18 protein-coding genes and 1 riboswitch are annotated in these 23,743 nt (G+C 72.5%); of the genes, 6 read left to right on the top strand and 12 right to left on the bottom strand.

All coding sequences use genetic code 11. From position 1 onward, the window contains the following. Positions 1-89: 89 nt before the first annotated feature. Positions 90-1,334: an MFS transporter gene (locus ACIBA9_RS27165; protein ID WP_399366929.1), complete on the top strand. Its 1,245-nt coding sequence runs from the start codon at positions 90-92 to the stop codon at positions 1,332-1,334. Then, positions 1,294-2,613, top strand: coding sequence for a D-arabinono-1,4-lactone oxidase (locus ACIBA9_RS27160; protein WP_399366928.1), 1,320 nt, complete (start codon positions 1,294-1,296; stop codon positions 2,611-2,613). Before ACIBA9_RS27165 ends, ACIBA9_RS27160 begins: the two co-directional genes overlap by 41 nt. On the opposite strand, the gene ACIBA9_RS27155 is transcribed toward ACIBA9_RS27160, so the two are convergent. Further along, positions 2,537-3,340, bottom strand: coding sequence for a hypothetical protein (locus ACIBA9_RS27155; protein WP_399366927.1), 804 nt, complete (start codon positions 3,338-3,340; stop codon positions 2,537-2,539). The genes ACIBA9_RS27160 and ACIBA9_RS27155 overlap by 77 nt on opposite strands. 491 nt (positions 3,341-3,831) lie before the next feature. Here ACIBA9_RS27155 and sepH point away from each other — a divergent pair, with 491 nt between their 5' ends. Beyond that, the gene (gene sepH / locus ACIBA9_RS27150) at positions 3,832-4,881 is read left to right on the top strand and encodes a septation protein SepH (protein ID WP_399366926.1); all 1,050 of its coding nucleotides are present in this window, start codon (positions 3,832-3,834) and stop codon (positions 4,879-4,881) included. Positions 4,882-4,964: 83 nt separating this feature from the next. Here the strand turns inward: sepH and ACIBA9_RS27145 are convergent, their stop codons facing one another. Next, positions 4,965-5,816, bottom strand: coding sequence for a sulfurtransferase (locus ACIBA9_RS27145; protein ID WP_399366925.1), 852 nt, complete (start codon positions 5,814-5,816; stop codon positions 4,965-4,967). 322 nt (positions 5,817-6,138) lie between these two features. Between ACIBA9_RS27145 and ACIBA9_RS27140 the strand changes: the two genes are divergently transcribed. Next, positions 6,139-6,930 (top strand): VOC family protein, encoded by a 792-nt coding sequence (locus ACIBA9_RS27140; RefSeq protein ID WP_399366924.1) that lies wholly within the window; start codon positions 6,139-6,141, stop codon positions 6,928-6,930. A 48-nt stretch (positions 6,931-6,978) separates the two neighbouring features. On the opposite strand, the gene ACIBA9_RS27135 is transcribed toward ACIBA9_RS27140, so the two are convergent. From ACIBA9_RS27135 to ACIBA9_RS27120, 4 genes are all read right to left on the bottom strand, one after another. Continuing rightward, on the bottom strand, positions 6,979-7,629 hold the full coding sequence (locus tag ACIBA9_RS27135) for a thymidine kinase (RefSeq protein WP_399366923.1): 651 nt from the start codon (positions 7,627-7,629) through the stop codon (positions 6,979-6,981). A 49-nt stretch (positions 7,630-7,678) separates the two neighbouring features. After that, positions 7,679-8,869, bottom strand: coding sequence for an alkaline phosphatase family protein (locus tag ACIBA9_RS27130; RefSeq protein WP_399366922.1), 1,191 nt, complete (start codon positions 8,867-8,869; stop codon positions 7,679-7,681). Further along, the gene (locus ACIBA9_RS27125) at positions 8,869-9,456 is read right to left on the bottom strand and encodes a DUF5998 family protein (RefSeq protein ID WP_399366921.1); all 588 of its coding nucleotides are present in this window, start codon (positions 9,454-9,456) and stop codon (positions 8,869-8,871) included. Before ACIBA9_RS27125 ends, ACIBA9_RS27130 begins: the two co-directional genes overlap by 1 nt. 103 nt (positions 9,457-9,559) lie before the next feature. Continuing rightward, positions 9,560-12,463: a GNAT family N-acetyltransferase gene (locus tag ACIBA9_RS27120; RefSeq protein WP_399366920.1), complete on the bottom strand. Its 2,904-nt coding sequence runs from the start codon at positions 12,461-12,463 to the stop codon at positions 9,560-9,562. A 176-nt stretch (positions 12,464-12,639) separates the two neighbouring features. On the opposite strand from ACIBA9_RS27120, the gene ACIBA9_RS27115 reads away from it, so the two are divergent. Next, complete coding sequence (locus tag ACIBA9_RS27115) at positions 12,640-12,921, top strand: HPr family phosphocarrier protein (protein ID WP_164339252.1); 282 nt, start codon at positions 12,640-12,642, stop codon at positions 12,919-12,921. Between the two features lie 236 nt (positions 12,922-13,157). Here ACIBA9_RS27115 and ACIBA9_RS27110 read toward each other — a convergent pair whose 3' ends face one another. The 4 genes from ACIBA9_RS27110 to ACIBA9_RS27095 form a co-directional block, all read right to left on the bottom strand. Then, entirely contained in the window at positions 13,158-13,844 is a 687-nt protein-coding gene (locus ACIBA9_RS27110; RefSeq protein WP_399366919.1) for a GntR family transcriptional regulator, read from the bottom strand. A gap of 298 nt (positions 13,845-14,142) precedes the next feature. Beyond that, complete coding sequence (locus tag ACIBA9_RS27105) at positions 14,143-14,898, bottom strand: M23 family metallopeptidase (protein ID WP_362157732.1); 756 nt, start codon at positions 14,896-14,898, stop codon at positions 14,143-14,145. Positions 14,899-14,910: 12 nt separating this feature from the next. After that, positions 14,911-15,071, bottom strand: a riboswitch (cyclic di-AMP (ydaO/yuaA leader). Positions 15,072-15,282: 211 nt separating this feature from the next. Next, the gene (locus ACIBA9_RS27100; RefSeq protein ID WP_393899135.1) at positions 15,283-16,671 is read right to left on the bottom strand and encodes a M16 family metallopeptidase; all 1,389 of its coding nucleotides are present in this window, start codon (positions 16,669-16,671) and stop codon (positions 15,283-15,285) included. Then, complete coding sequence (locus ACIBA9_RS27095; RefSeq protein WP_399366918.1) at positions 16,668-18,116, bottom strand: M16 family metallopeptidase; 1,449 nt, start codon at positions 18,114-18,116, stop codon at positions 16,668-16,670. Before ACIBA9_RS27095 ends, ACIBA9_RS27100 begins: the two co-directional genes overlap by 4 nt. Positions 18,117-18,434: 318 nt before the next feature. On the opposite strand from ACIBA9_RS27095, the gene ACIBA9_RS27090 reads away from it, so the two are divergent. Continuing rightward, positions 18,435-20,891: a DNA topoisomerase IV subunit A gene (locus ACIBA9_RS27090; protein ID WP_362157723.1), complete on the top strand. Its 2,457-nt coding sequence runs from the start codon at positions 18,435-18,437 to the stop codon at positions 20,889-20,891. Positions 20,892-21,073: 182 nt separating this feature from the next. On the opposite strand, the gene ACIBA9_RS27085 is transcribed toward ACIBA9_RS27090, so the two are convergent. Both ACIBA9_RS27085 and ACIBA9_RS27080 read right to left on the bottom strand, forming a co-directional pair. Further along, positions 21,074-22,249 (bottom strand): CobW family GTP-binding protein, encoded by a 1,176-nt coding sequence (locus ACIBA9_RS27085; protein WP_399366917.1) that lies wholly within the window; start codon positions 22,247-22,249, stop codon positions 21,074-21,076. 220 nt (positions 22,250-22,469) lie between these two features. After that, entirely contained in the window at positions 22,470-23,636 is a 1,167-nt protein-coding gene (locus ACIBA9_RS27080; RefSeq protein WP_399366916.1) for a citrate synthase, read from the bottom strand. Positions 23,637-23,743 lie beyond the last annotated feature (107 nt).

The raw sequence follows: 23,743 nt of genomic DNA, 5'->3' as shown, positions 1-23,743 counted from the left end.
CCATCGCGTCCAAGGGTGTGATGAGGGTGCCCTAACTCGTAAGCTGTATCCGCCGCGTTCGTGCCTTACCCAGCCGCTTCGGAGACATCGTGCCCAGCCCCTACAGAGCCTTGTTCGCCGCGCCCGGCAGCAAGGCCTTCTCCGCCGCAGGCTTCCTCGGCCGGATGCCGCTGTCGATGATGGGCATCGGCGTGGTCACGATGATCTCCCAGCTCACCGGGAGGTACGGGCTCGCGGGCGCCCTGTCGGCGACCATCGCGCTGTCCGCTGCGGCCCTCGGGCCGCAGATCTCGCGCCTGGTGGACCGGCACGGGCAGCGCCGGGTGCTGCGCCCCGCGACGCTGCTGGCCCTCGCGGCGGCGGCCGGGCTGCTGCTCGCCTCCCACTTCCGGTGGCCCGACTGGGTGCTGTTCCTCAGCGCGGCCGGGATCGGCTCCGTGCCGAGCCTCGGCGCGATGATCCGCGCCCGCTGGGCGGCGCTGTACCGGGGCACGCCCCGGCTGCACACCGCTTACTCCTTCGAGTCGGTGGTCGACGAGGTCTGCTTCGTCTTCGGCCCGATCATCTCCATCGGGCTGTCCACGGCCTGGTTCCCGGAGGCGGGGCCCCTGCTGGCCGCCTGCTTCCTCGCGGCCGGCGTCTTCTGGCTCACCGCCCAGCGGGCCACCGAACCCCGGCCGCACCCGCGCGAGCGCGACGGCGAGGGCGGCGGCAGCGCCCTGCGCTCGACCGGACTGCGGGTGCTGGTGGCCACGTTCGTGGCGACCGGCGCGATCTTCGGCGCGGTGGACGTGGTCACCGTCGCCTTCGCCGACGAACGGGGCCACAAGGGCGCGGCCAGCCTGGTCCTCGCCGGGTACGCGGCCGGGTCCTGTGCGGCGGGGGCCGTCTTCGGGCTGCTGCGGTTCACCGGGCCGCCGGAACGTCGCTGGATGCTGGGCGTGGCGGCGATGGCCGTGAGTATGATCCCCCTCCTACTGGTCGGAAACCTGCCGCTTCTGGCCGTGGCGCTGTTCGTTGCGGGGCTGGCCATCGCACCGACGATGATCACGACGATGTCCCTCATCGAAGAGCACGTACCTCGCGCGAAGCTCACCGAGGGCATGACCTGGGTGAGCACCGGCCTCGCGGTCGGTGTCGCGCTCGGCTCCTCCGCGGCCGGCTGGGTGATCGACGCAGCCGGGGCGCGTGCCGGGTACGGGGTTCCGGTGGTCTCCGGAGCCGTCGCGCTCGCGGTCGGTTTCCTCGGGTACCGCCGGCTGCGCAGGCCGGTCGCGGGGCGGGGAGGCACCGTTGAGCAGCACAGCGAGCGGGAAGAACGGAACGTGGCGTAACTGGGGCGGCAACGTCCGCGCCCGGCCCGCCCGGCAGGTCGAGCCCGCCTCGGTGGAGGAACTGGCCGAAGCGGTGCGCCGGGCACGCGAGGACGGCCTGAAGGTGAAGGCGGTCGGGACCGGCCACTCCTTCACGTCGATCGCCGCGACCGACGGCGTGTTGATCCGCCCGCATCTGCTGACGGGCATCCGCGGGATCGACCGGGAGTCCATGACGGTCACCGTGGCGGCGGGCACCCCGCTCAAGAGACTCAACGCGGCTCTCGCGCGCGAGGGTCTGTCGCTCACCAACATGGGCGACATCATGGAGCAGACCGTCTCCGGGGCCACCAGCACGGGCACGCACGGCACGGGCCGTGAGTCCGGCTCCCTCTCCGCCCAGATCAGGGGGCTCGAACTGGTCACGGCCGACGGTTCGGTGCTCACCTGCTCCGAGAAGGAGAACCCCGAGGTCTTCGCGGCCGCCCGGACGGGCCTCGGCGCCCTCGGTGTCGTCACCGCGATCACCTTCGCCGTGGAGCCGCTCTTCCTGCTCACGGCACAGGAGGGACCGATGCCCCTGGAGCGGGTCCTCGCCGAGTTCGACCAGCTGTGGGCGGAGAACGAGCACTTCGAGTTCTACTGGTTCCCGCACACCGGCAGCACCAACACCAAGCGCAACAACCGCAGCGCCGGACCCGAGCAGCCCGTGGGGCCGGTGGCCGGCTGGATCGAGGACGAGCTCCTCTCCAACGGTGTCTTCCAGGTGGCCCAGTGGGTCGGCCGCGCCGCTCCCGCCACCGTGCCGGGGCTGGCCCGGATATCCAGCAAGGCCCTGTCCGCGCGGACGTACACGGACATCCCCTACAGGGTCTTCACCTCGCCGCGCCGGGTGCGTTTCGTGGAGATGGAGTACGCCGTCCCGCGCGCGGCCGTGGTGGAGACGCTGCGCGAGCTGCGGGCCATGCTCGACCGCTCGGGCCTGCGCGTCAGCTTCCCGGTGGAGGTGCGCACCGCCCCGGCCGACGACATCACCCTGTCCACCGCGTCCGGCCGGGACAGCGCCTACATCGCCGTACACATGTTCCGGGGCACCCCGTACCAGGCCTACTTCACCGCCGCCGAGCGCATCTTCACCGCGCACGAGGGCCGGCCGCACTGGGGCAAGGTGCATACGCGGGACGCCGAGTACTTCTCCCGGGTGTATCCGCGCTTCGCGGAGTTCACGGCGCTGCGGGATCGCCTCGACCCGGAACGGGTGTTCCAGAACGACTACTTGCGGAGGGTCCTGGGGCCGTAGGCGTCCCGGCCGGTCCGCCGGGTGTCGGGGTCGCGGACGGGCTCGGCCCCTCGCTCGCCCCCGTGCCGTCCGCGCCGCCGGAGCCGCCGGGCGTGGGCGGGGCGCTGTCGCCCGCAGCACCGCCGGCGCCGGACCGCGGTCCGTCCGGCGTCCCGGAGGGCGGGATGGACGGCGTGCCGTCACCCGGACCGGAGGATCCGGGCCCCGGGGAGCCGGACTTCGGGGAGGATCCCGGATCCGGGGAACCGGGCCCCGGGGACTCGGACTTCGAGGAGGACGCGCCGCGGCCGGTGACGGCGCCGCTCACCGTGGTGCCCCCGCCACCGCTGAAGCTGCTGCCCGAGGCCAGTTCGCAGGTGGTGATGCCGGCCATGGTGACGCCGAAGACCACCGCCGCCGCGAGGACCGGCCGCTTCCAGCCCCTCACCCGCGCGCGATAGACCGTGCCCCGGGTGAACTCCCCGGGTGGCGGCGCCTCCTGCCCTCTGGGCCGGGCGGCCACCGTGGCCTTCTCCCGCAGCTGCTCCCCGGTCCGCTTGAAGAAGTGCTGGAAGACCGTGCCGCCACAGGTGGCCACCACGCTGACCACACCGGCGCCGAGGATCGTGCCGTACACCCCGAAATACGAGGCCAGCTTCGCCGCCACGACCGCCGCCATGGCGCCGCCCGCGACCTGGGGGACGTTCAGGTCGATCCGCTTACGACCCGCATCGGGCGTCTCTCGCATACCCGGAACTTGCCTGCCTTTCCCGTACTTCACGGCCTACTTGATGACATGGACCGATCGGTTGCACGAGAAAGGGACGTACGGCCGAAAGCAATAGTTCCGTTTCTGGGGATTGCGTGAAGTTCGCCACGTTCATGATCAACAAAACCGGTTGCGGGTACCGAAGTCGCATGCCTCGCCTGAAGTTGGATGGCGCGCCCATCCACGCACGTGGTCCGAATGGAGTACTGTTGCCAGCCCTGGGTCCGGTCTCCCACCAGGGTGTCCGCGGCCGTTCGGGACCGCCGGGAGGGGGCTAGTTGCACAGGGTGATGGAGTTGGTCACTTAGCGTTGCGAACACGTAACCGTGCCATAACGGCGTTCCAGGGCGCGTGCCCGACACGCCGGGCAACTCGGCAAGGTTGTGGCAGGCTGCACCCGGGCAGGCCACACTCGACTAGCGGAAGCAGCGACGCACGTGACGTCGGCAGGCACCACCCGGGAGGTCCCCATGCCCGAACTGCGTGTCGTGGCCGTCTCGAATGACGGCACACGACTGGTGCTGAAGGCTGCCGACTCAACGGAGTACACGCTTCCGATCGACGAGCGGCTGCGTGCCGCCGTGCGCGGCGACCGGCCCCGGCTCGGCCAGATCGAGATCGAGGTCGAGAGCCATCTCCGGCCCCGCGACATCCAGGCGCGTATACGCGCCGGTGCCACGGCGGAAGAGGTGGCACAGCTCGCGGGCATCCCCGTGGACCGGGTGCGGCGCTTCGAGGGCCCCGTACTGGCCGAACGCGCCTTCATGGCCGAGCGTGCCCGCAAGACCCCGGTCCGCCGTCCCGGCGAGAACTCCGGTCCGCTGCTCGGTGAGGCCGTCCAGGAGCGGCTGCTGCTGCGCGGCGCCGACAAGGACACCGTGCAGTGGGACTCCTGGCGCCGCGACGACGGCACCTGGGAAGTCCTGCTCGCCTACCAAGTCGCGGACGAACCGCACTCGGCGAGCTGGACCTACGACCCGCCCCGGCGGCTGGTGCAGGCCGTGGACGACGAGGCGCGCTCGCTGATCGGCGAATCCGACGACCTCGCCGTGCCCGAGCCGAGCTTCCCGTTCGTCCCGCGCATCGCCCGGCTGCCGCGCGAGCGCTCGATGGACCGCGCCCTGGACCGGGGCGCCCTCGGCGACCGCGAGCGGCCCGTGCTGCCCGCGCTGCCGCCCGAGCCCGTCGAGGAGAGCGCGGGCGACCGGGACTCGCTGACCAGCCTGCTGGAGGCGGTGCCGAGCTTCCGCGGCGATCTGGTGGTCCCCGAACGCCCGTCGGAGGCCGTGGAGGAGTCCGTCGAGGAGCCCGCGACGGAGGAGCCCCCGGCGCCCGCCGCCTCGGCCGGTTCGGCCTACGCGGACGTCCTGATGCCCCGTTCGGTCACCAGCCACCGCGACCGCCTCGTCGGGGCCACCGACCGGCAGGCGGAGGCCGACGGGGTCCGCCCCGGCCGCCGTGCCGCCGTGCCGAGCTGGGACGAGATCGTGTTCGGCACGCGTCGCAAGAAGCAGGAGTAGGACCGCCGTAGGAACGGGGGGCACGCGCGCGTGCCCCCCACCCCCGCGACCGTTGCCGAAGCGGGCCCGCCGGACGGCTGCCGCTAGCGCGGGTCCGCGCCCACCGCCACCGGGCGGGACGGGTCCGAGGACCACTCGGACCAGGAGCCGACGTACAGTGCCGCCGGAATGCCCGCCACGGCCAGCGCGAGCACCTCGTGGGCAGCGGAGACGCCGGAACCGCAGTACACACCGACCTCGGTGTCCGCGGAGATCCCCAAGGCCTTGAAACGGTCGGCGAGTTCGGCTGCGGGCAGGAACCGTCCGTCCGGGCCCACGTTCTCCGTCGTCGGCGCCGAGAGCGCGCCCGGGATGTGCCCGCCGACCCGGTCGATCGGCTCCACCTCACCGCGGTACCGCTCCCCCGCGCGCGCGTCCAGCAGTACGCCCGTACCCGCGAGCGCCGCTGCGCCGTCCGCGTCCAGCAGCCCGGCGGCGGCCGGCGCCGGGACGAAGTCGCCCTCGGCCGGGGCGCTCTCCCCCGTGGACAGCTCGCCCTCCCAGGACGGCAACCCGCCGTCGAGCACCCGCACGTCCGGGTGACCCGTCCAGCGCAGCAGCCACCACGCGCGCGCGGCCGCCCATCCCTGCCCGCCGTCGTACACGACGACGGGCCGGGCCGCCGAGACGCCCGCGCGGCGCATCGCGGCGCCGAACTCCGCGAGGTCCGGCAGGGGGTGACGGCCGTTCGGCCCGGGCGCGGCGGCCAGTTCGCGGTCCAGGTCGACGAAGGCCGCGCCCGGGATGTGCCCGGCCGCGTGTTCGGCCCGGCCGTCGAAGGCCGGCGCGCCCGCCGCCTTCGCCACGCTCAGCTGCCAGCGGACGTCCAGCAGCACGGGCGGGTGGGCGCCGGTCAGCTCTTGTGCGAGTTCGGTCGCGGTGATGATGGCTCTCATGGCGTCCATCCATACGCCAGGGGTGGCCGCCGCGTCCAGGTCCGGCTACTCTGCTCGGCCGGACAGGCTCGATCACGAGGCGTAGGGGATCGGGCACGTGCTGTACAGCCGACGGACACCCGCCGGCCATGGCGAGGAAGCGGCGAACGACGTCATTTCAGGCATTCTTCCGGAAGACACCGCCGGGCCGCGGCGCGGCAGGGCGGCCGGGCTCCGTGGAGGATGCGGACACGGGCACGGGCGTACACGCGGTCGGCGTGGACACCCTTCCGGAGAGCGGAAGCGACACGGCCACCGTGAGGGGCCGGGGAGAGAGTGATCGATGACCGAGGCACGGGAGTCGGCCGGTCCGTACGCGCGGCGCGCGCTCGGCGGACCCTGCTGGGTGAGCCTGATGGCGCACGAACTGGCCGCCACCGAGGAGTTCTACGCCGAGCTGTTCGGCTGGGAGTTCCAGCCGGGTCCGCAGCAGCTCGGCCCCTATGTGCGGGCGCTGCTCGACGGGCGGGAGGTGGCCGGGATGGGCCAGCTGCCGCCGGACCGCCGACTGCCGATCGCCTGGACGCCGTACCTGGCGACGGAGGACGTGGACGGGACGGCCGACGCGGTACGGCTGTGCGGCGGCACGGTGGCGGTCGGCCCGATCGACGCCGCCGAGGCCGGCCGGCTGGCCATCGTCTCGGACCCCGCCGGGGCGGTGTTCGGGATCTGGCAGGGCGCCGCCCACCTCGGCACGGCCATCACCGGTGTGCCCGGCACACCCGCCTGGAACGAACTGCTCACCGTGGAGACGGAGAGCGTCGCCAAGTTCTACGCCACCGTGTTCGGTTACGAGCAGGATCCGGTGGTGGACGCCGGCTTCGACTACGTGACGCTGCGTCTCGACGGCCGTCCGGTGGCCGGTCTGCACGGTGTCGGCAACGCGCTGCCGAGGGACCGGGGCTCGCACTGGCAGACGTATTTCGAGGTCGCCGACACCGACGCGGCGCTGCGGCTGGTCGCGGAGCTCGGCGGCCGGGTGCTCAGGCCGGCCCACGACAGCCCGCTCGGGCGGGTGGCGACGGTGGCGGACCCGGAGGGGGCCGAGTTCTCGGTGGTCCAGGACCCGCACTGAGGGTCCGAAGCGGAAGTATCCGGTGGGTGTGGCTCTCCGGCCGGGTGTTCAGGCCGGTGACACCGGAAGGACGTCCGGGGACAGGGCCGCCGCGCGGGCCGTCGCGGCGGTCATCAGACGCCGGTGGTGACGGCGGCACAGCACCTCGTAGCCGACCTCGCCCGCGGAGTGGTCGACGTCCCCTACGACCACCTGGGCGCCCTCGACCACCATCTCGCCGTCGATCGTACGGGCGTTGTGCGTGGCCCGGGCGCCGCACCAGCACAGCGCCTCGACCTGCAGCACCTCGATGCGGTCGGCCAGCTCCACCAGTCGCTGCGAGCCGGGGAACAGCTTGGAGCGGAAGTCCGTGGTGATCCCGAAGGCGTACACGTCGAGGCCGAGATCGTCCACCACGCGCGCCAGCTGGTCGATCTGCCCCGGCGCGAGGAACTGCGCCTCGTCCGCGATCACATAGTCGGCCCGGCGGCCCTGCGAGAGGTGGTCCACCAGGTAGGCGTACAGGTCCTGGCCGTCCGCGACCTCCACCGCGTCGGTGACCAGGCCGAGCCGGGAGGACAGCTTGCCCTCCCCGGCGCGGTCGTTGCGGGTGAAGATCATGCCGACCAGTCCGCGCGCGGAGCGGTTGTGCTCGATCTGCAGAGCCAGCGTCGACTTCCCGCAGTCCATCGTTCCGGAGAAGAACACCAGCTCGGGCATGAGGAGTTGAGCACCTTTCGGTGAGTCGCGGGGAGGGGAGGGGGGAGGTTCAGGAGCGTACTTCGAGCAGCGGTACCAGCTGCTCGGCCGGGGTCATCGAACCGTGGTTGCCGACCAGCGCCGACTCCTTGGGCTCCCGCTCGGACGCGGTGATCAGGACGTCGTCGTGGGCGGCCGCGATCACATCCCCGAGGCGGGCGTACACGCGCTCGTCGACACTCGGCCCGAACCAGCCGGCCGCGATCGCCTCGTCCCGCGAGGCGATCCAGAACTGCTCGCCGAGCACCTCGCGCCAGACGGTCAGCACGTCGTTCTCGGCGCCCGGCACCGCGTACACGTGCCGCGCGCGCCCCTCGCCGCCCAGCAGGGCGACCCCGGCGCGCAGCTCCCAGTCCGCGTCGAAGTCGATGCGGTGCTCCTCGTCGAACGGGATGTCGACCATGCCGTGGTCGGCGGTGACGTAGAGCGCGCTGCGCGGCGGCAGCTGCTCGGCGAGGCGCTGGGCGAGCCGGTCGACGTACATCAGCTGGCCGCGCCAGGTGTCGGAGGCGACGCCGTAGCGGTGCCCGGCGCCGTCCAGTTCGGCGTAGTACGTGTACACCAGCGCGCGGTCGGCGGCGGCCAGTTGGGCGGCCGCCAGGTCCATGCGCTCCTCGGCGCTGAGCCGGCCGTGGAAGGTGCCGCCGCTGAGCGCGACCTTGGTGAGCGGGGTCTGGGCGAATGTGGGCGACGACACCTGTGCGGCGTGCACTCCGGCGTCGTGGGCCAGCTGGAAGACCGTGGGGTACGGCTGCCAGGGGCGCGGCGGGGTCCAGGGCTGCCAGCGGAGCTGGTTCATCAGCTCGCCGGTGGCCGGGTTGCGCACGGTGTAGCCGGGCAGGCCGTGCGCGCCGGGCGGCAGGCCGGTGCCGACGGAGGCCAGGGAGGTGGCGGTGGTGGCCGGGTAGCCGGCGGTGAGCGGGCGGCCGGTGCCGCCCCGGGAGCTGCCGAGCAGCGAGTGCAGGAAGGGCGCCTCGTCGCGGTGTGCCCGCACCTGCTCCCAGCCGAGCCCGTCGACCAGGAAGACGCAGACTCGGTCGGCCGGGGCCAGTTCCCCGATCGTGGCGGTCAGGCCGGGGACGCCCATGTTGGCGGCCAGGGTGGGCAGCAGGTCGGCGAGCGAGCCGCTGCCGTACTCGGGGAGCGGCGCGGAGGCCAGGGCGAGCGGTTCCGGGTGGTCCCAGGCGGAGAGCTGAGACATCAGCGCGTGAGGTCCGCGGTCGCCTCGGAGATGGCCTGCGCGAAGACGAGCGCCTGGCGCACCGTCTCCGGGCCGTCCCCGGCCTCGCTGACGCGCAGGCTGAGGTCGTCCGCCGTGGAACTGCCCGTGTAGCCGTGGTCGGCGTCGCAGTTGGGGTCGCCGCAGGCGGCGGGCTCCAGGTCGATGCGGCTGACCGCGCCCCAGCCGATGGTCAGGACGACCTCGCGGGGCAGCGTGCCCGGCTTGTACTGCTCGGGGTTCGCGACCACGCGGCTGACCACGACCGAGGAGATCCGGCCGATCTTCACCGACTCGGTGGAGGTGGTGGCGTACGGCGTCGGGGAGGTGCTGTCGGCGGCCTGCTCGTCGGTGTGGCTGACGATGAAACGGTTGCCGGTGAGGACCAGCACGGTGACATGCCGGCGGACCTCGTTCTGGTCGAACGTCGTCTCCTGGTGGACCAGGTACGACCGGACGGGCTCGCCGCCCACGGCGGCCTCCACCGCCTCGGCCACGAGGGCCGGGTAGTAGCCGCTGCGCTCGATCGCCGCGCGCAGCCCCTGGGTCGTCGTACTGGTCTTGGCCATGGCGTCCATCCTAATCCGTGGGCAAGGGCGGTCCGGGCCAGTCACCGGAGCCCGGGCCGGTGGCTCGGCGGCACCAGGGCGGGGGGTCGGTCGGCCGGCCGGGTCAGTAGGCCGGCAGCGTGCGCGGGCCGAGGTCGTCGCGCGCGGGGGGCGGCGCGAGCCGTACGGTGGCACCGAGGACGCTCACTCCGTGCGGGGCGACCACGACCGGTTCCAGGGTGACCGCGCCCACCTCCGGGTGGTCGTCCACGAGCCGGGAGACGCGCAGCAGCAGTTCCTCCAGCGCGGGGGTGTCCACGGGTGTGGAGCCGCGCCAGCCGAACAACAGCGGTGCCGTGCGGATCGAACGCACCAGCGAGGTCGCCTCCCGGTCGGTGACGGGGACCAGCCGGTGGGCGGTGTCGCCGAGCAGCTGTGAGGCGGCACCGGCCAGCCCGAAGGACAGCACGGCGCCGGCCGCCGGGTCGATCACCGCGCGTACGACGGTGTCGACGCCTCGGGGCGCCATGGCCTGCACCACCGGCCGCAGCTCCTCGGGACTGCCGAAAAGCTCGGTCAACTCGGCGTAGGCGCGGCGCAGTTGCTCCTCGTTCGTGAGGTCCAGGCGTACGCCGCCGAGGTCTGCGCGGTGCCTGAGGTGCGGTGCGGTCGCCTTGAGGGCGGCCGGGTAGCCGAGGGTGCGGGCGGCCTCGGCGGCGGCGTCGGGGGTGGGCGCGGCGAGGGCCCGGCGCACGGGGATGCCGTATTTCGCGAGCAGTTCGCAGGTCTCGGCGTCGGGGACGGTGAGTCCCTCCCCGCGCGCGAGCAGGCCGCCGATCAGCCGTGCGGCGCCCTTCTCGTCGATGTCGTCGTACTCGGGCACCTTGCCGGGGTCGCCGGCCTCCCGCCGCCACTGCCCGTACCTGACCGCTTCGGCGAGGGCCCGCACGGCGCGTTCGGCGGCGGGGTAGGCGGGGATGAGGTGGGTGCCCTCGGGGGCCGGAGCCGCCGGGGCGGGCCCCCCGGTGGACGGACGTTCCGCGGGACGGACGGGGTGGGTCCCGCTCGCGGCGGTCTGGGTCCGCTCGCCGGCCCGAGGTGCGGTGCTCGCGGCGGCCGGGGGCTTGGCAGGGGACTGCGCCTGGGGCGCGGTGCTCGCGGCGGCCGAGAGGGCCTCCGCGAGCCCTCCGAGTTCGACGTGCACCACCAGCACCGGCTTGCCCGGTACCGCGGACGCCGCCGAGCGCAGCGCCTCGGCCAGCTCCGCGTCCCCCGGGGAGCCCTCGCCGATGGCGGGGATGGCGGTGACGACGACACAGTCGCACCGGTCGTCCGCCAGGGCGGCGGACAGCGCCCGGTGGAAGTCCTCGGCCGTCGCCCCGGTCGTCAGGTCCAGCGGGCGCGCGGGACGCAGTCCTTCGGCGAGGCAGCGGTCGTAGGTCAGCACGCCGAGGGACTCGGAATTACCGAGGATCGCCACGCGCGGCCCGGCGGGCAGGGGCTGCCGGGCGAGCAGCAGACCCGCGTCGACCAGCTCGGTGATCGTGTCGACGCGGATCACCCCGGCCTGCCGGAGCAGGGCGGAGACGGTCGCGTGCGGCAGCCGGGTGGCGCGTACCGCGTGTCCCTGCGGCGCGGCTCCCGTCCCCTGCACCACGACCAGCGGCTTGGCCGCCGCGGTCCGCCGGGCGAGCCGGGTGAACTTGCGGGGGTTGCCGATGGACTCCAGGTACATGAGGACGACGTCGGTCTCGGGGTCGTCGTACCAGTACTGCAGGACGTCGTTGCCGGAGACGTCGGCGCGGTTGCCGGCGGAGACGAAGGTGGACACGCCGGTCACACCGGTGACCCCTCCCCCGCGCCGGTGCAGCCGGGAGAGCAGGGCGATGCCGATGGCGCCGGACTGGGCGAACAGCCCGATGCGGCCGGGACGGGGCAGCTCCGGTGCCAGGGAGGCGTTGAGCCGGACGTCAGGGGCGGTGTTGATGATCCCGAAGGCGTTGGGTCCGATGATCCGCATGCCGTACGCGCGCGCCTGCCGGACGAGGGCCCGCTGGCGTTCGCGCCCTTCGGGGCCGCTCTCGGCGTATCCGGCGGAGAGGACGACGAGCCCCTGCACGCCGTGTTCGGCGCACTCGGCGACCACCGCGGGCACGTGCTCGGCGGGTACGGCGACCACGGCGAGGTCCACCTGTCCCCCGATGTCCCGCACCGAGCGGTACGCCGGGACCCCGTCGACGTCACGGAGGTCCTCGGGGAAGGAGGTGTTCACGGCGTGCAGACGGCCGGGGTAGCCGGCGTCCCGGATGTTGCCGAGGATGCTGCGGCCCACCCCGCCGGGGGCGCGGCCGACGCCGACGACCGCCACGGAGCCGGGCACCAGCAGCCGCCGTACGGAACGGGCCTCGGCGCGCTGCTCCCGCGCGCGCTGCACGGCGAGGGAGCGGTCGGTGGGTTCGAGGTCGAACCCCAGGCGTACGACACCGTCCTCGAAGCTGCGCTTCTGGGTGTAGCCCGCGTCCGTGAACACCTTGATCATCTTGCTGTTGGCGGGGAGCACCTCGGCGGCGAAGCGACGGATGCCGCGCTCGCGGGCGACGGCCGCGATGTGCTCCAGCAGCGCCGAGGCGACCCCGCGGCCTTGGTGGGCGTCCTGCACCAGGAAGGCGACCTCGGCCTCGTCGGCCGGCGCGGAGGCGGGCATGCCGTCGGCGCCGATGCGGTCGTAGCGTACGGTGGCGATGAACTCGCCGCCGATGGTGGCCGCGAGCCCCACCCGGTCCACGAAGTCGTGATGGGTGAAGCGGCGGACGTCCTTGGCGGAGAGCCGGGGGTAGGGCGCGAAGAAGCGGTAGTACTTCGACTCGTCCGACACCTGCTCGTAGAAGCTGACCAGGCGGTCCGCGTCGTCGACGGTGATGGGCCGGATACGCGCGGTGCCGCCGTCGCGCAGCACCACGTCCGCCTCCCAGTGGGCGGGGTACTCGTGCCCGTCCTGCCGGTCCTGCCGGTCCGCCGAGGTCTGCATGGGCCCCAGAGTACGGCTCGCGTACGACAGCAGCGCGAGGCAGTGTATGAAGGACGGATGCCGGACCGAGGCCGCGGTCCGGCACCTTGCCGGGAGGGGCGACGACCCGCTCCGGGCATGCTTCACACTATGGGAAACTGGTCTAGACAACCCTGAACACCGAAGGGCAGCAACACATGGCTGAGCGCCGCGTCAACGTCGGCTGGGCCGAGGGCCTCCACGCCCGTCCCGCCTCCATCTTCGTCCGAGCCGCCACGGCCGCAGGCGTCCCGGTCACGATCGCCAAGGCCGGGGGCGACCCGGTCAACGCGGCCTCCATGCTGGCCGTCCTGGGCCTGGGCGCCCAGGGTGGCGAGGAGATCGTCCTCGCCTCCGACGCCGACGGCGCGGACGCCGCGCTGGACCGGCTGGCCAAGCTGGTCGCCGAGGGCCTGGAAGAGCTGCCCGAGACCGTCTGAGCCACCCGCGCGCACGATGGAGCCGCGTCGCCCCTTCCGGGGCGGCGCGGCTTCGCCGTACGGGCGCGTACTCCGCTCGATTCACGGTCGCCCACGCGCCGAATTCCGGCCCGCTCGAATTTCGGGCGCGGCGACAGCGATGGCAGCGACGGCGGAAGTGGTGGCGGCAGCGGCAATGGCGGCGGCAATTCATTTCCGCCCCCGATTCCCCCCTCCTTTTGTATACAGCACTCGCGTTAATTCCGAGGACCCGACATGTTTACGGCATGTTGCGAAGTCCTCACACGCTCCGCGGTGCCGGAAAAGCGAAGACGGTGCACGGCGGTGACGCGCTCGGCGTGCAGCGCCGTGACCGCCCGCGCGCGCTCACCGTCGCCGCGCGCCACCGCGTCGACGATCGCGCCGTGCTCCGCCCAGGACTCCCGCGGGCTCGGCGGCGCGTCCACCGCGTACATCCAGGCGATCTTGTGGCGCAGCTGGGTGAGCGTCGAGGCCAGTGGCGGGCTGCCGGAGGCCTGGGCGAGCGTCTCGTGGAACCAGCCGCCCAGTGAACGCAGATCCTCGCCACTGCCTCCGCGGGCCCGCTCCTGGCCGAGTCGGACCAGGCCGCGCAACACCTTGAGGTGGGCCTCCGTGCGCCGCTGCGCGGCTCGGGCGGCCCCCAGCGGCTCCAGCAGCGCGCGCATCTCCAGCAGGTCGGCGGCCTCGTGCTCGGTGGGCTCGGCCACGCAGGCGCCCGCGTGCCGGCGGGTCACCACGAAGCCCTCCGCCTCCAGGGTGCGCAGCGCCTCGCGGACGGGGACGCGCGAGACGCCGTAGCGGCGGGCCAGTACTTCCTCGGTGAGGCGGCTGCCGCGTTCGTGGACGCCGGCGACGATGTCGTCCCGGATCGCCGTGCACACCGAGTGCGCCGGAATACGCATGACCGACCTCCGTCTTAATCCCCGTGAAACGCCGACGATGGACGTATGTTCTCGTGACTCTATTCCAAGAGACCGGAATTTCCGATGGCAGTTCCTGATCCATGCTTATTTTTTGGACGCGGGGCGGTGGAGACGGTGGCCATGACTGACGGCCGCGACCATGGCGGCGGACCGGGTGGCGGCCTTCAGGGCAGCCCTGGCGGCGATCTTCCGAAAACGGCGAAAGCCCCGGTTCGGTGGACCGGGGCTTTCGGGTGCGGTGCTCGGGCCCACGCGCGCGTGGGCGTAGGCGTGGGCGTCAGACGTTCACTCCGTGATTGCGGAGGTAGGCGACGGGGTCGACGTCGGAGCCGTAGTCGGGGCCCGTCCGGGCCTCGAAGTGGAGGTGCGGGCCGGTGGTGTTGCCGGTCGCGCCGGACAGGCCGATCTGCTGGCCCGGCATGACCTTCTGGCCGACGGTGACACCGATGGACGACAGGTGGCCGTACTGGGTGTACATGCCGTCGGCCATCCGGATCACGATCTCGTTGCCGTACGCGCCACCCCAGCCGGTGGAGACCACGGTGCCGGAACCGACCGCGTGGACGGTCGTGCCGCTGGCCGCGTGGAAGTCGATGCCGGTGTGCGAGCCGGAGGACCACAGGGAGCTGCTCGCCTTGTAGCCCGTGGAGACGTAGGAGTGCGCGATCGGGGCGACGAAGGCGTTCAGCCGCTTGCGCTCCGCCTCGCGGGCCGCGCGTTCCTTGGCCTGGCGCTCCAGCTTCGCCTTCTCGGCGGCCGCCTTCGCCGCGGCCTGCTCGGCCGCCTGCTGTTCGGCGGCCTGCTGCTGGGCCGTCGCCTGTGCGTCGATCTGCTCGGCCACGCCGTCGCTCACGGTGAGCACGGGCGTCAGGCCGGTCTGCTCCACGGGGTTCTCGGCGGCGAGTGCCGGGGACGCGGCGAGGGTGCCGATGACACCGGTGGTGGTGAGGGCCGCGATACCGGCCGCCTGAGCGGTGGTGCGCTTGACCCGGCCGGGCTTGCGGTGCTTCCCGGTGGCGCACATGAACGCCATGAAGTGGCTGGTCCTTTCCTTCCCTCTCGCCTACCGGGTTAGCTGACGGGTTCGGAGCAGGAAGGTCTCCTACGGGCCCCCTCGCTCACGCGCGGGCGCCCGATTCACCCCAGGGACGATGGGTCCCCGGCTCCCCTGGCTCGCGCCGTACGGGGACTCGGCGATGACTGTCCGGTGCCGCGGGCGCGGCGCACTGCCTGACGAACAGTCCGGATGAAGGTACGTAGGCGCGCTTCCGATCCTCAAACGGATCCGGGTATTTGTAGCGCATCCCACAGGCCAGACAGGCAACCTCCGCCCCAAATCGGGCATCTGGGAGGGTGAGTGGGACAACGTGGGGCCCTGACGGCCCGTAGGTCGTCAGGGCCCCACGCGCGCGTGGCGCTACTCCGCGGCGACGACGGTGACTTCGCCGATGCCCAGCGCCTCGACCGGCGCCTTGATCTGCGCGGCGTCCCCGACGAGGACGGTCACCAGCCGGTCCACCGGGAAGGCGTTGACGACGGCAGCGGTGGCCTCCACCGTGCCCGTCGCGGCCAGCTGCCGGTACAGCGTCGCCTGGAAGTCGTCGGGCAGGTGCTGCTCGACCTGGTCGGCCAGGGTGCTCGCGACGGCCGCCGCGGTCTCGTACTTCAGCGGCGCCACCCCGACCAGGTTCTGCACGGCCACGTCACGCTCGGCGTCGGTCAGACCCTGCGCCGCGAGGGTGCGCAGCACCTTCCACAGGTCGTCCAGCGCCGGGCCGGTGTTGGGGGTGTCCACCGAGCCGCTGATGGCGAGCATCGAGGCGCCGGTGCCATCCGGGGCGGACCTGAGGACCTGCCCGAAGGAGCGCACACCGTAGGTGTAGCCCTTCTCCTCGCGCAGGACGCGGTCCAGGCGGGAGGTGAGCGTGCCGCCCAGGCAGTAGGTGCCGAGCACCTGGGCCGGCCAGACGCGGTCGTGCCGGTCCGGGCCGACGCGGCCGATGAGCAGCTGCGTCTGGACCGCGCCGGGCCGGTCGACGATGACCACGCGCCCGGTGTCGTCGGCGGTCACCGGCGGCACCGGCCGGGGCTCGCCCGGCGTGCCGGTCCAGGCGCCCAGGGTCTCGCCCAGCAGCGCGTCCAGGTCGATACCGGTCAGGTCGCCGACGACGACCGCGGTGGCCGTGGCGGGGCGCACATGGCGGTCGTAGAACGCGCGTACGGAGCCGGCGTCGATCTTCTCGACCGTCTCCTCGGTGCCCTGGCGCGGGCGGGACATGCGCGAGGTGGCCGGGAACAGCTCCCTGGAGAGCTCCTTGGCGGCCCGGCGGGCGGGGCTGGCCAGCTCGTGCGGGATCTCGTCCAGCCGGTTGCGGACCAGCCGCTCGACCTCGCTCTCGGAAAAGGCCGGGGCGCGCAGGGCGTCGGCGAGCAGACCGAGGCCCTTGGCCAGACGGGAGGCCGGGACCTCCAGGCTGATGCGGACACCGGGGTGGTCGGCGTGCGCGTCCAGCGTGGCGCCCGCGCGCTCCAGTTCGGCGGCGAACTCCTCGGCCGAGTGCTTGTCGGTGCCCTCGGAGAAGGCCCGCGCCATGATCGTGGCGACGCCGTCCAGGCCGGTCGGCTCGGCCTCCAGGGGTGCGTCGAGCAGCACCTCGACGGCGACGACCTGCTGGCCGGGGCGGTGGCAGCGCAGCACCGTCAGACCGTTGTCGAGGGTGGCGCGCTCGGGGGCGGGGAAGCCCCACGGCCTGGCGTCGCCCGGCTGCGGCCGGGGGTGGAAGTCCATGGTGGCGAGCTCGGTCACTTGGCCGTCTCCTCGTTCTCGTTACCGGCCTGTGCGGTGGCACCCTCGGTGCCGGCCCGCGCGGCCGTCCTCTCGTTGCCGGCCTCCACGGTCGCCTCGCGCTCGGGGTCCTGCGGCACCTCGGCGTCCTCGACGGCCTCCGGGGACTTCGGCTCGTAGACGAGGACCGCGCGGTTGTCGGGCCGCAGACGGGCCGCGGCGACCTCCCGCACCTCCTCGGGGGTGACGTCCAGAACCCGCTTCACGGCGGTGAGGGCGAGCTGCGGGTCGCCGAACAGGACGGCGTAGCGGCACAGTTCGTCGGCTCGGCCGGCGACCGTGCCGAGCCGGTCGAGCCACTCGCGCTCCAACTGCGCCTGGGCTCGCTCCATCTCCTCGGGCGTCGGGCCCTCCTCGGCGAACCGGGCCAGCTCCTCGTCGATGGCGGCCTCGATGACCGGTACCTCGACGTCACCGGAGGTCTTCACGTCCAGCCAGCCCATCGAGGGCGCGCCGGCCAGCCGCAGCAGACCGAAACCGGCCGCGACGGCGGTACGGTCGCGCCGCACCAGCCGGTTGTACAGGCGGGAGGACTCGCCGCCGCCGAGGACGGTCAGGGCGAGGTCGGCCGCGTCCGCCTCGCGCGTGCCGTCCTGCGGCAGCCGGTAGGCGGCCATCAGGGCGCGCGCCGGGACCTCCTCCACGACGACCTCGCGCAGCTGCTCGCCGATGACCTCGGGCAGGGAGCCGTCGCGCGGCTCGGGCTTGCCGTCGTGGGAGGCGATCGAGCCGAAGTACTTCTCCACCCAGGCCAGGGTCTGCTCGGGGTCGATGTCGCCGACCACGGAGAGCACCGCGTTGTTCGGCGCGTAGTAGGTGCGGAAGAACTGGCGCGCGTCCTCCAGGGTGGCCGCGTCCAGGTCCGCCATCGAGCCGATCGGCGTGTGGTGGTAGGGGTGGCCCTCCGGGTAGGAGAGGGCGGTCAGCTTCTCGAAGGCGGTGCCGTAGGGCACGTTGTCGTAGCGCTGGCGGCGCTCGTTCTTGACGACGTCCCGCTGGTTCTCCATGGACTCCTCGTCCAGGGCGGCCAGCAGCGAGCCCATGCGGTCGGCCTCCAGCCAGAGGGCCAGTTCGAGCTGGTGGGCCGGCATGGTCTCGAAGTAGTTGGTCCGCTCGAAGCTGGTGGTGCCGTTGAGCGAGCCGCCCGCCCCCTGCACCAGCTCGAAGTGACCGTTGCCCTTGACCTGGCCGGACCCCTGGAACATCAGGTGCTCGAAGAGGTGAGCCAGACCCGTACGCCCCTCGACCTCGTGGCGGGAGCCGACGTCGTACCAGAGGCAGACCGCCGCCACCGGGGTCAGGTGGTCCTCGGAGAGCACCACGCGCAGACCGTTGGCCAGCCGGTGCTCGGTCGCTTTCAGGCCCCCGGAGCCTGCCTCGGCTGTGGTCGTGTGACCCATGGGCATGTACGTCCCTTCGCGAGCGGAGGCGGTCGTCGAAACCGCGCTTTTCCTGCCGTTCCTGCCACTGTATGCAAAGCGTGCGGGGCCTCGGCGAAGTTCCCGCGGGACGTACGCCCACAGCGGATCGCGTAGCCTGCGTCCGACCCGTCCGGGGACGTCCTCCGGGCGCCGGGCGGGCCCGCGGAGACCGGGGCGCGGCCCGGCTTGTCAGTGGGGCGGTCCACAATGGTCCGCGACAGATCCGTCAATCGCTTCAGCAAGAGCGAGCCGAGGGGTGCGCGCCCCCTCGGTGAGCGACCAGACCAGGAGGAGCCGGCAGCGATGGCCCGCCGCAGCACGAAGACCCCGCCGCCCGACGACCCGTTCGAGGAGAGGATCCTCGATATCGACGTCGTCGACGAGATGCGTGGCTCCTACCTCGAGTACGCGTACTCGGTCATCTACTCGCGCGCCCTGCCGGACGCCCGCGACGGCCTCAAGCCGGTGCACCGCCGCATCGTCTACCAGATGAACGAGATGGGCCTGCGCCCCGACCGCGGGTACGTGAAGTGCGCGCGTGTCGTCGGCGAGGTCATGGGCAAGCTGCACCCGCACGGCGACGCGTCCATCTACGACGCCCTGGTACGCATGGCGCAGCCGTTCTCCATGCGCCTGCCGCTGGTCGACGGCCACGGCAACTTCGGTTCGCTGGGCAACGACGACCCGCCGGCCGCCATGCGGTACACCGAGTGCCGGCAGGCCGAGGCGACGAGCCTGATGACCGAGTCGATCGACGAGGACACGGTCGACTTCGCACCCAACTACGACGGCCAGGAGCGGGAGCCGGTGGCGTTGCCCGCCGCCTTCCCGAACCTGCTGGTGAACGGCGCCTCGGGCATCGCGGTCGGCATGGCGACGAACATGGCGCCGCACAACCTGCGCGAGGTCATCGCCGCCGCCCGCCACCTGATCAAGTACCCGAACGCCGACCTGGACGCGCTGATGAAGCACGTCCCCGGCCCGGACCTGCCCACCGGCGGCCGGATCGTCGGCCTGGACGGCATCCGCGACGCGTACGCGACGGGCCGCGGCACCTTCAAGATCCGGGCCACGGTCGCGATCGAGACGGTCACCGCCCGGCGCAAGGGCCTCGTCGTCACCGAACTGCCGTTCACGGTCGGTCCGGAGAAGGTGATCGCGAAGATCAAGGACCTGGTCAACGCCAAGAAGGTCCAGGGCATCGCCGACGTCAAGGACCTCACCGACCGCCAGCACGGCCTGCGCCTGGTCATCGAGATCAAGAACGGCTTCGTGCCCGAGGCGATCCTCGAGCAGCTGTACAAGCTGACCCCGATGGAGGAGTCCTTCGGTGTCAACAACGTCGCCCTGGTGGACGGTCAGCCGCTCACCCTGGGGCTGAAGGAGCTGCTGGAGGTCTACCTCGACCACCGCTTCGACGTCGTGCGGCGTCGCAGCGAGTACCGGCGCGGCAAGCGCCGCGACCGGCTGCACCTGGTCGAGGGCCTGCTGACCGCCCTGGTCGACATCGACGAGGTCATCCGGCTGATCCGGTCCAGCGAGAACTCCGCGCAGGCCAAGGAGCGCCTGATGGAGCGCTTCTCGCTGAGCGAGGTGCAGACGCAGTACATCCTCGACACGCCGCTGCGCCGGCTCACCAGGTTCGACCGCATCGAGCTGGAGGCGGAGCAGGACAGGCTCACCACCGAGATCGAGGAACTGACCCGGATCCTGGACTCGGACGCGGAGCTGCGCAAGCTGGTCTCGGCGGAACTGGCCGCGGTGGCCAAGAAGTTCGGCACCGACCGGCGCACGGTCCTGCTGGAGTCCGGTGGCGCCCCGGTGGCCACCGTGCCGCTGCAGGTCGCCGACGACCCGTGCCGGGTGCTGCTGTCCTCGACGGGTCTGCTGGCCCGCACGGCGACCGCCGAGCCCTTCCCGGAGGCGGCCGGCGCGAAGCGGGTCAAGCACGATGTGATCGTCTCGGCGGTGCCCGCGACGGCGCGCGGCGAGATCGGGGCGGTCACCTCGGCGGGCCGGCTGCTGCGGATCAACGTGGTCGACCTTCCGCAGCTGCCCGAGGCGGCGGCCGCGAACCTCGCCGGAGGGGCGCCGCTGGCGGAGTTCGTCTCCCTGGTGGACGACGAGACGGTGGTCTGCCTGACCACTCTGGACGAGTCCTCCCCGGGCCTGGCGCTGGGCACGGAGCAGGGCATCGTCAAACGCGTGGTGCCCGACTACCCGTCCAACAAGGGCGAGTTGGAGGTCATCGGCCTCAAGGAAGGTGACCGGATCGTCGGCGCGGTGGAGCTGCGCACCGGCGAGGAGGACCTGGTGTTCATCACCGACGACGCTCAGCTGTTGCGTTTCCAGGCCTCGATCGTCCGTCCGCAGGGCCGTCCGGCGGGCGGCATGGCCGGCATCAAGGTCACCGAGGGCGCGAAGGTCATCTCCTTCACCGCGGTGGACCCGGCCGCCGACGCCGCGGTGTTCACGGTGGCGGGCTCACGCGGCACCCTGGACGACTCGGTGCAGACGACGGCCAAGCTGACCCCGTTCGACCAGTATCCGCGCAAGGGCCGGGCCACCGGTGGCGTGCGCTGCCAGCGGTTCCTGAAGGGCGAGGACTGTCTCTCCCTGGGCTGGGCGGGCCCGGTCCCCGCGCGCGCGGCACAGAAGAACGGCACCCCGGTCGACCTCCCGGAGCCGGACCCCCGCCGAGACGGCTCGGGCACGTCCCTGCCGAAGACGGTGGCGGTGGTCGCTGGGCCGGTGTTCTAGGCGGTCGAGGGGGGAGGTGCCGGCTGCCTGGACTGGTCGTCCGGGCGGGCGGGGTCTCGGGGGCCTTCGCTGGGGGCAGTCTCGCTGGGGGACGGCCTCGCTGGGGGCGGCCACCGGATTCTCCGGGTCGTCCGGGTGCCGGTCAGCCGGTTCGGGGCGGTGAGCCCGTCCGGGTCGGCCGCTTAGTACGGGTCGGTCGGCCCGTCCAGGTCGGTCGGGTCCGTCAGGTCGGTCGGGTCCGTCAGGCCGTCCGGGGCAGCCGCCGTCCCCGGGCCCGCTTCCCCCGGGCCGCGCACATAGCGCAGGACGCCCCACATGCCGTGCTCGTCGGCGTGCGGGGCGTCCGTCTTGCACGCCTCCAGTTCCTTGCCGAGGGTGTCGGCGTCGATGCCGGAGCCGATCAGCACGAGTTGGGTGAGGCGGGGCTCCCCAGGGGACCAGGGCTCCGGGTAGAAGCGCAGGAACCGGCCGACGGCGTGCACGGCATACCGGTTGGACGTGTCGTGCGGACCGAAATCAACGTATCCCTTGATCCGGTACAGGCCCTCGGGCCGGCTGTCCAGGAACCGCATGAGCCGCCGGGGCTCCATCGGCATGTCGGAGGTGAAGGACAGACTGTCGTAGCCGGTGTGCAGGTGCGGGATGTGGTCCTGCGAGTCGAGGCCGGGGGCGTCGTCGCCGGCCGTGTGGTCGTGCAGGTCGTCGAAGGACAGCTGGCCGATCCGCTCCTCGCTCGGCCGGCAGTCGAAGAGGAACTCCGGGTCGACGCGGCCGTAGGTGGCGGGGACGACGGCGGCGCGGTCGGTGAGCGAGCGGACGAGCCGCAGGATCCTGTCCCGGTCGGCGTCGTCGGCCCGGTCGAGCTTGTTGACGACAGCCAGGTCGGCGAGGGCCAGGTGCCGGTCGATCTCGGGGTGCCGCGCGCGCGTGTCGTCGAACTCGGCGGCGTCGACGACCTCGATCAGCCCGCCGTAGACGATGCCGGGCTGCTCGCTGGCGAGCACCATCCGCACCAGCTCCTGCGGCTCGGCGAGTCCGCTCGCCTCGATGACGATCACGTCGATGCCGGCGGCGGGCGCGGCGAGCCGGTCCAGGTAGACGTCCAGTTCGCTGGTGTCGACGGCGCAGCACAGACAGCCGTTGCCGAGTGAGACGGTGGAGTCCCCGAGCGCACCGGCCACGGCCATCGCGTCGATCTCGATCGCCCCGAAGTCGTTGACGATCGCCCCGATGCGGCTGCCTCCGCTGCGGTGCAGCAGGTGGTTGAGGAGCGTGGTCTTTCCCGAGCCCAGGAAACCGGCGAGCACGACGACCGGGATCTGCTGCGGACTACGGCTGCCGCCCAGGCTGTTCCCCAACGGGCACCTCTCTCACACGGAAGCGCACCGGCTCGCGGCCCGGCGCGCACACGGGAATCGACTGTGCGACCAGGATACGAGCGGGCGGAATCGCGGCGCCGTGCTCGCCCCGGCACGGCACCGCGCTCCGGACCGTGCGGCATCACGAGCGGCTCGGCGTGGCACCGCGCTCCGGACCGTGCCGCATCCTGGCGGGCTCCGCGCGGTGCCGCGCCGAGGCTCAGGCGGGTGCGGGGACGGAGAACCGTGGTTCCGGGCCGACATAGCGGGCCGCCGGCCGGATGATCTTCGAGTCGGCGGCCTGTTCCAGGATGTTGGCGCTCCAGCCGACCACGCGTGCGGCCGCGAAGGTGGGGGTGAACATCTCCCTCGGCAGACCGCACAGTTCCATGACGACACCGGCGTAGAACTCGACGTTGGTGTGGAGTTCGCGGCCGGGCTTGAGCTCGGCGAGGATCGCCTCGACCCGGCGCTCGACCTCCACCGCGAAGTCCACCCGGGGGCCGCCGAACGACTGCGCCGTCTCCCTCAGCATCCGCGAACGGGGATCCTCGGTGCGGTAGACGGCGTGACCGAACCCCATGATCCGGTCCCCGGCGAGCACCCGCTCCCGGATCCAGCCGTCGATCCGGTCCGGCGTGCCGATCGCGTCCAGCGTGTCCAGGGCCCGGCTCGGCGCGCCGCCGTGCAGCGGTCCGGACAGCGCGCCGACCGCACCGGTGAGGCAGGCCGCGACGTCGGCACCCGTGGACGCGACGACCCGTGCGGTGAAGGTTGACGCGTTGAATCCATGATCAATGGTTGAGACGAGGTATTGCTCGACGGCACGTGCCCGACGCGGGTCGGGCTCGGAACCCGTCAACATGTACAGGTAGTTGGCCGCGTACGAGAGATCCTCGCGCGGCTCGATGGGTTCCAGGCCCTGCCCGAGCCGGTACAGCGCGGTCAGCAGGGTGGGCACGGCGGCGCAGACGGTCACGGTGTCGGCGCGGCGCCGGTCGGCGTCGATGTCGTACACCGGCCGGAGTCCCCGTGCCGCACCCAGGAGCGACAGGGCCGTGCGCAGGCCGGCGAGCGGGCCGGAGACACGGCTCGCGGCGGCGATCGCCGGCAACGCGGCCCGCACCTCCCCGGGCAGTCGCCGCAGGGCCGCGGTCTCGGCGGCGAAAGCGGCGGCGCGCCTCGCGTCCGGCAGTTCACCGTGTACCAGCAGATGCCAGACGTCCTCGAAGCCGCGGGTACGGGCGAGTTCGACGGCCGCGTACTGACGGTAGTGATAGAAGCCCTCCCGCCCTCGGACGTCACCGATTCGGGTCTCGGCGACGACGACGCCCGCGAGACCGCGCGGCACCTCGACGAGGGAGCTCGCGGTGGTGTTGCTGTCCATGGTTCTCCTCCCTGAACTTGATCCGACTGTCCATGCTTGACTGACTTATTGTCAATGTTGATTGGATCAATGTTGTCCATCAAGCTGTGCAGGGACGGCTACGGTGG

Origin of the sequence: Streptomyces sp. NPDC051452 (genome assembly GCF_044454765.1) — a bacterium.
In the GTDB taxonomy this organism is placed as follows: Bacteria; Actinomycetota; Actinomycetes; order Streptomycetales; family Streptomycetaceae; genus Streptomyces.
This window is presented reverse-complemented; position numbering and strand designations above follow the sequence as displayed.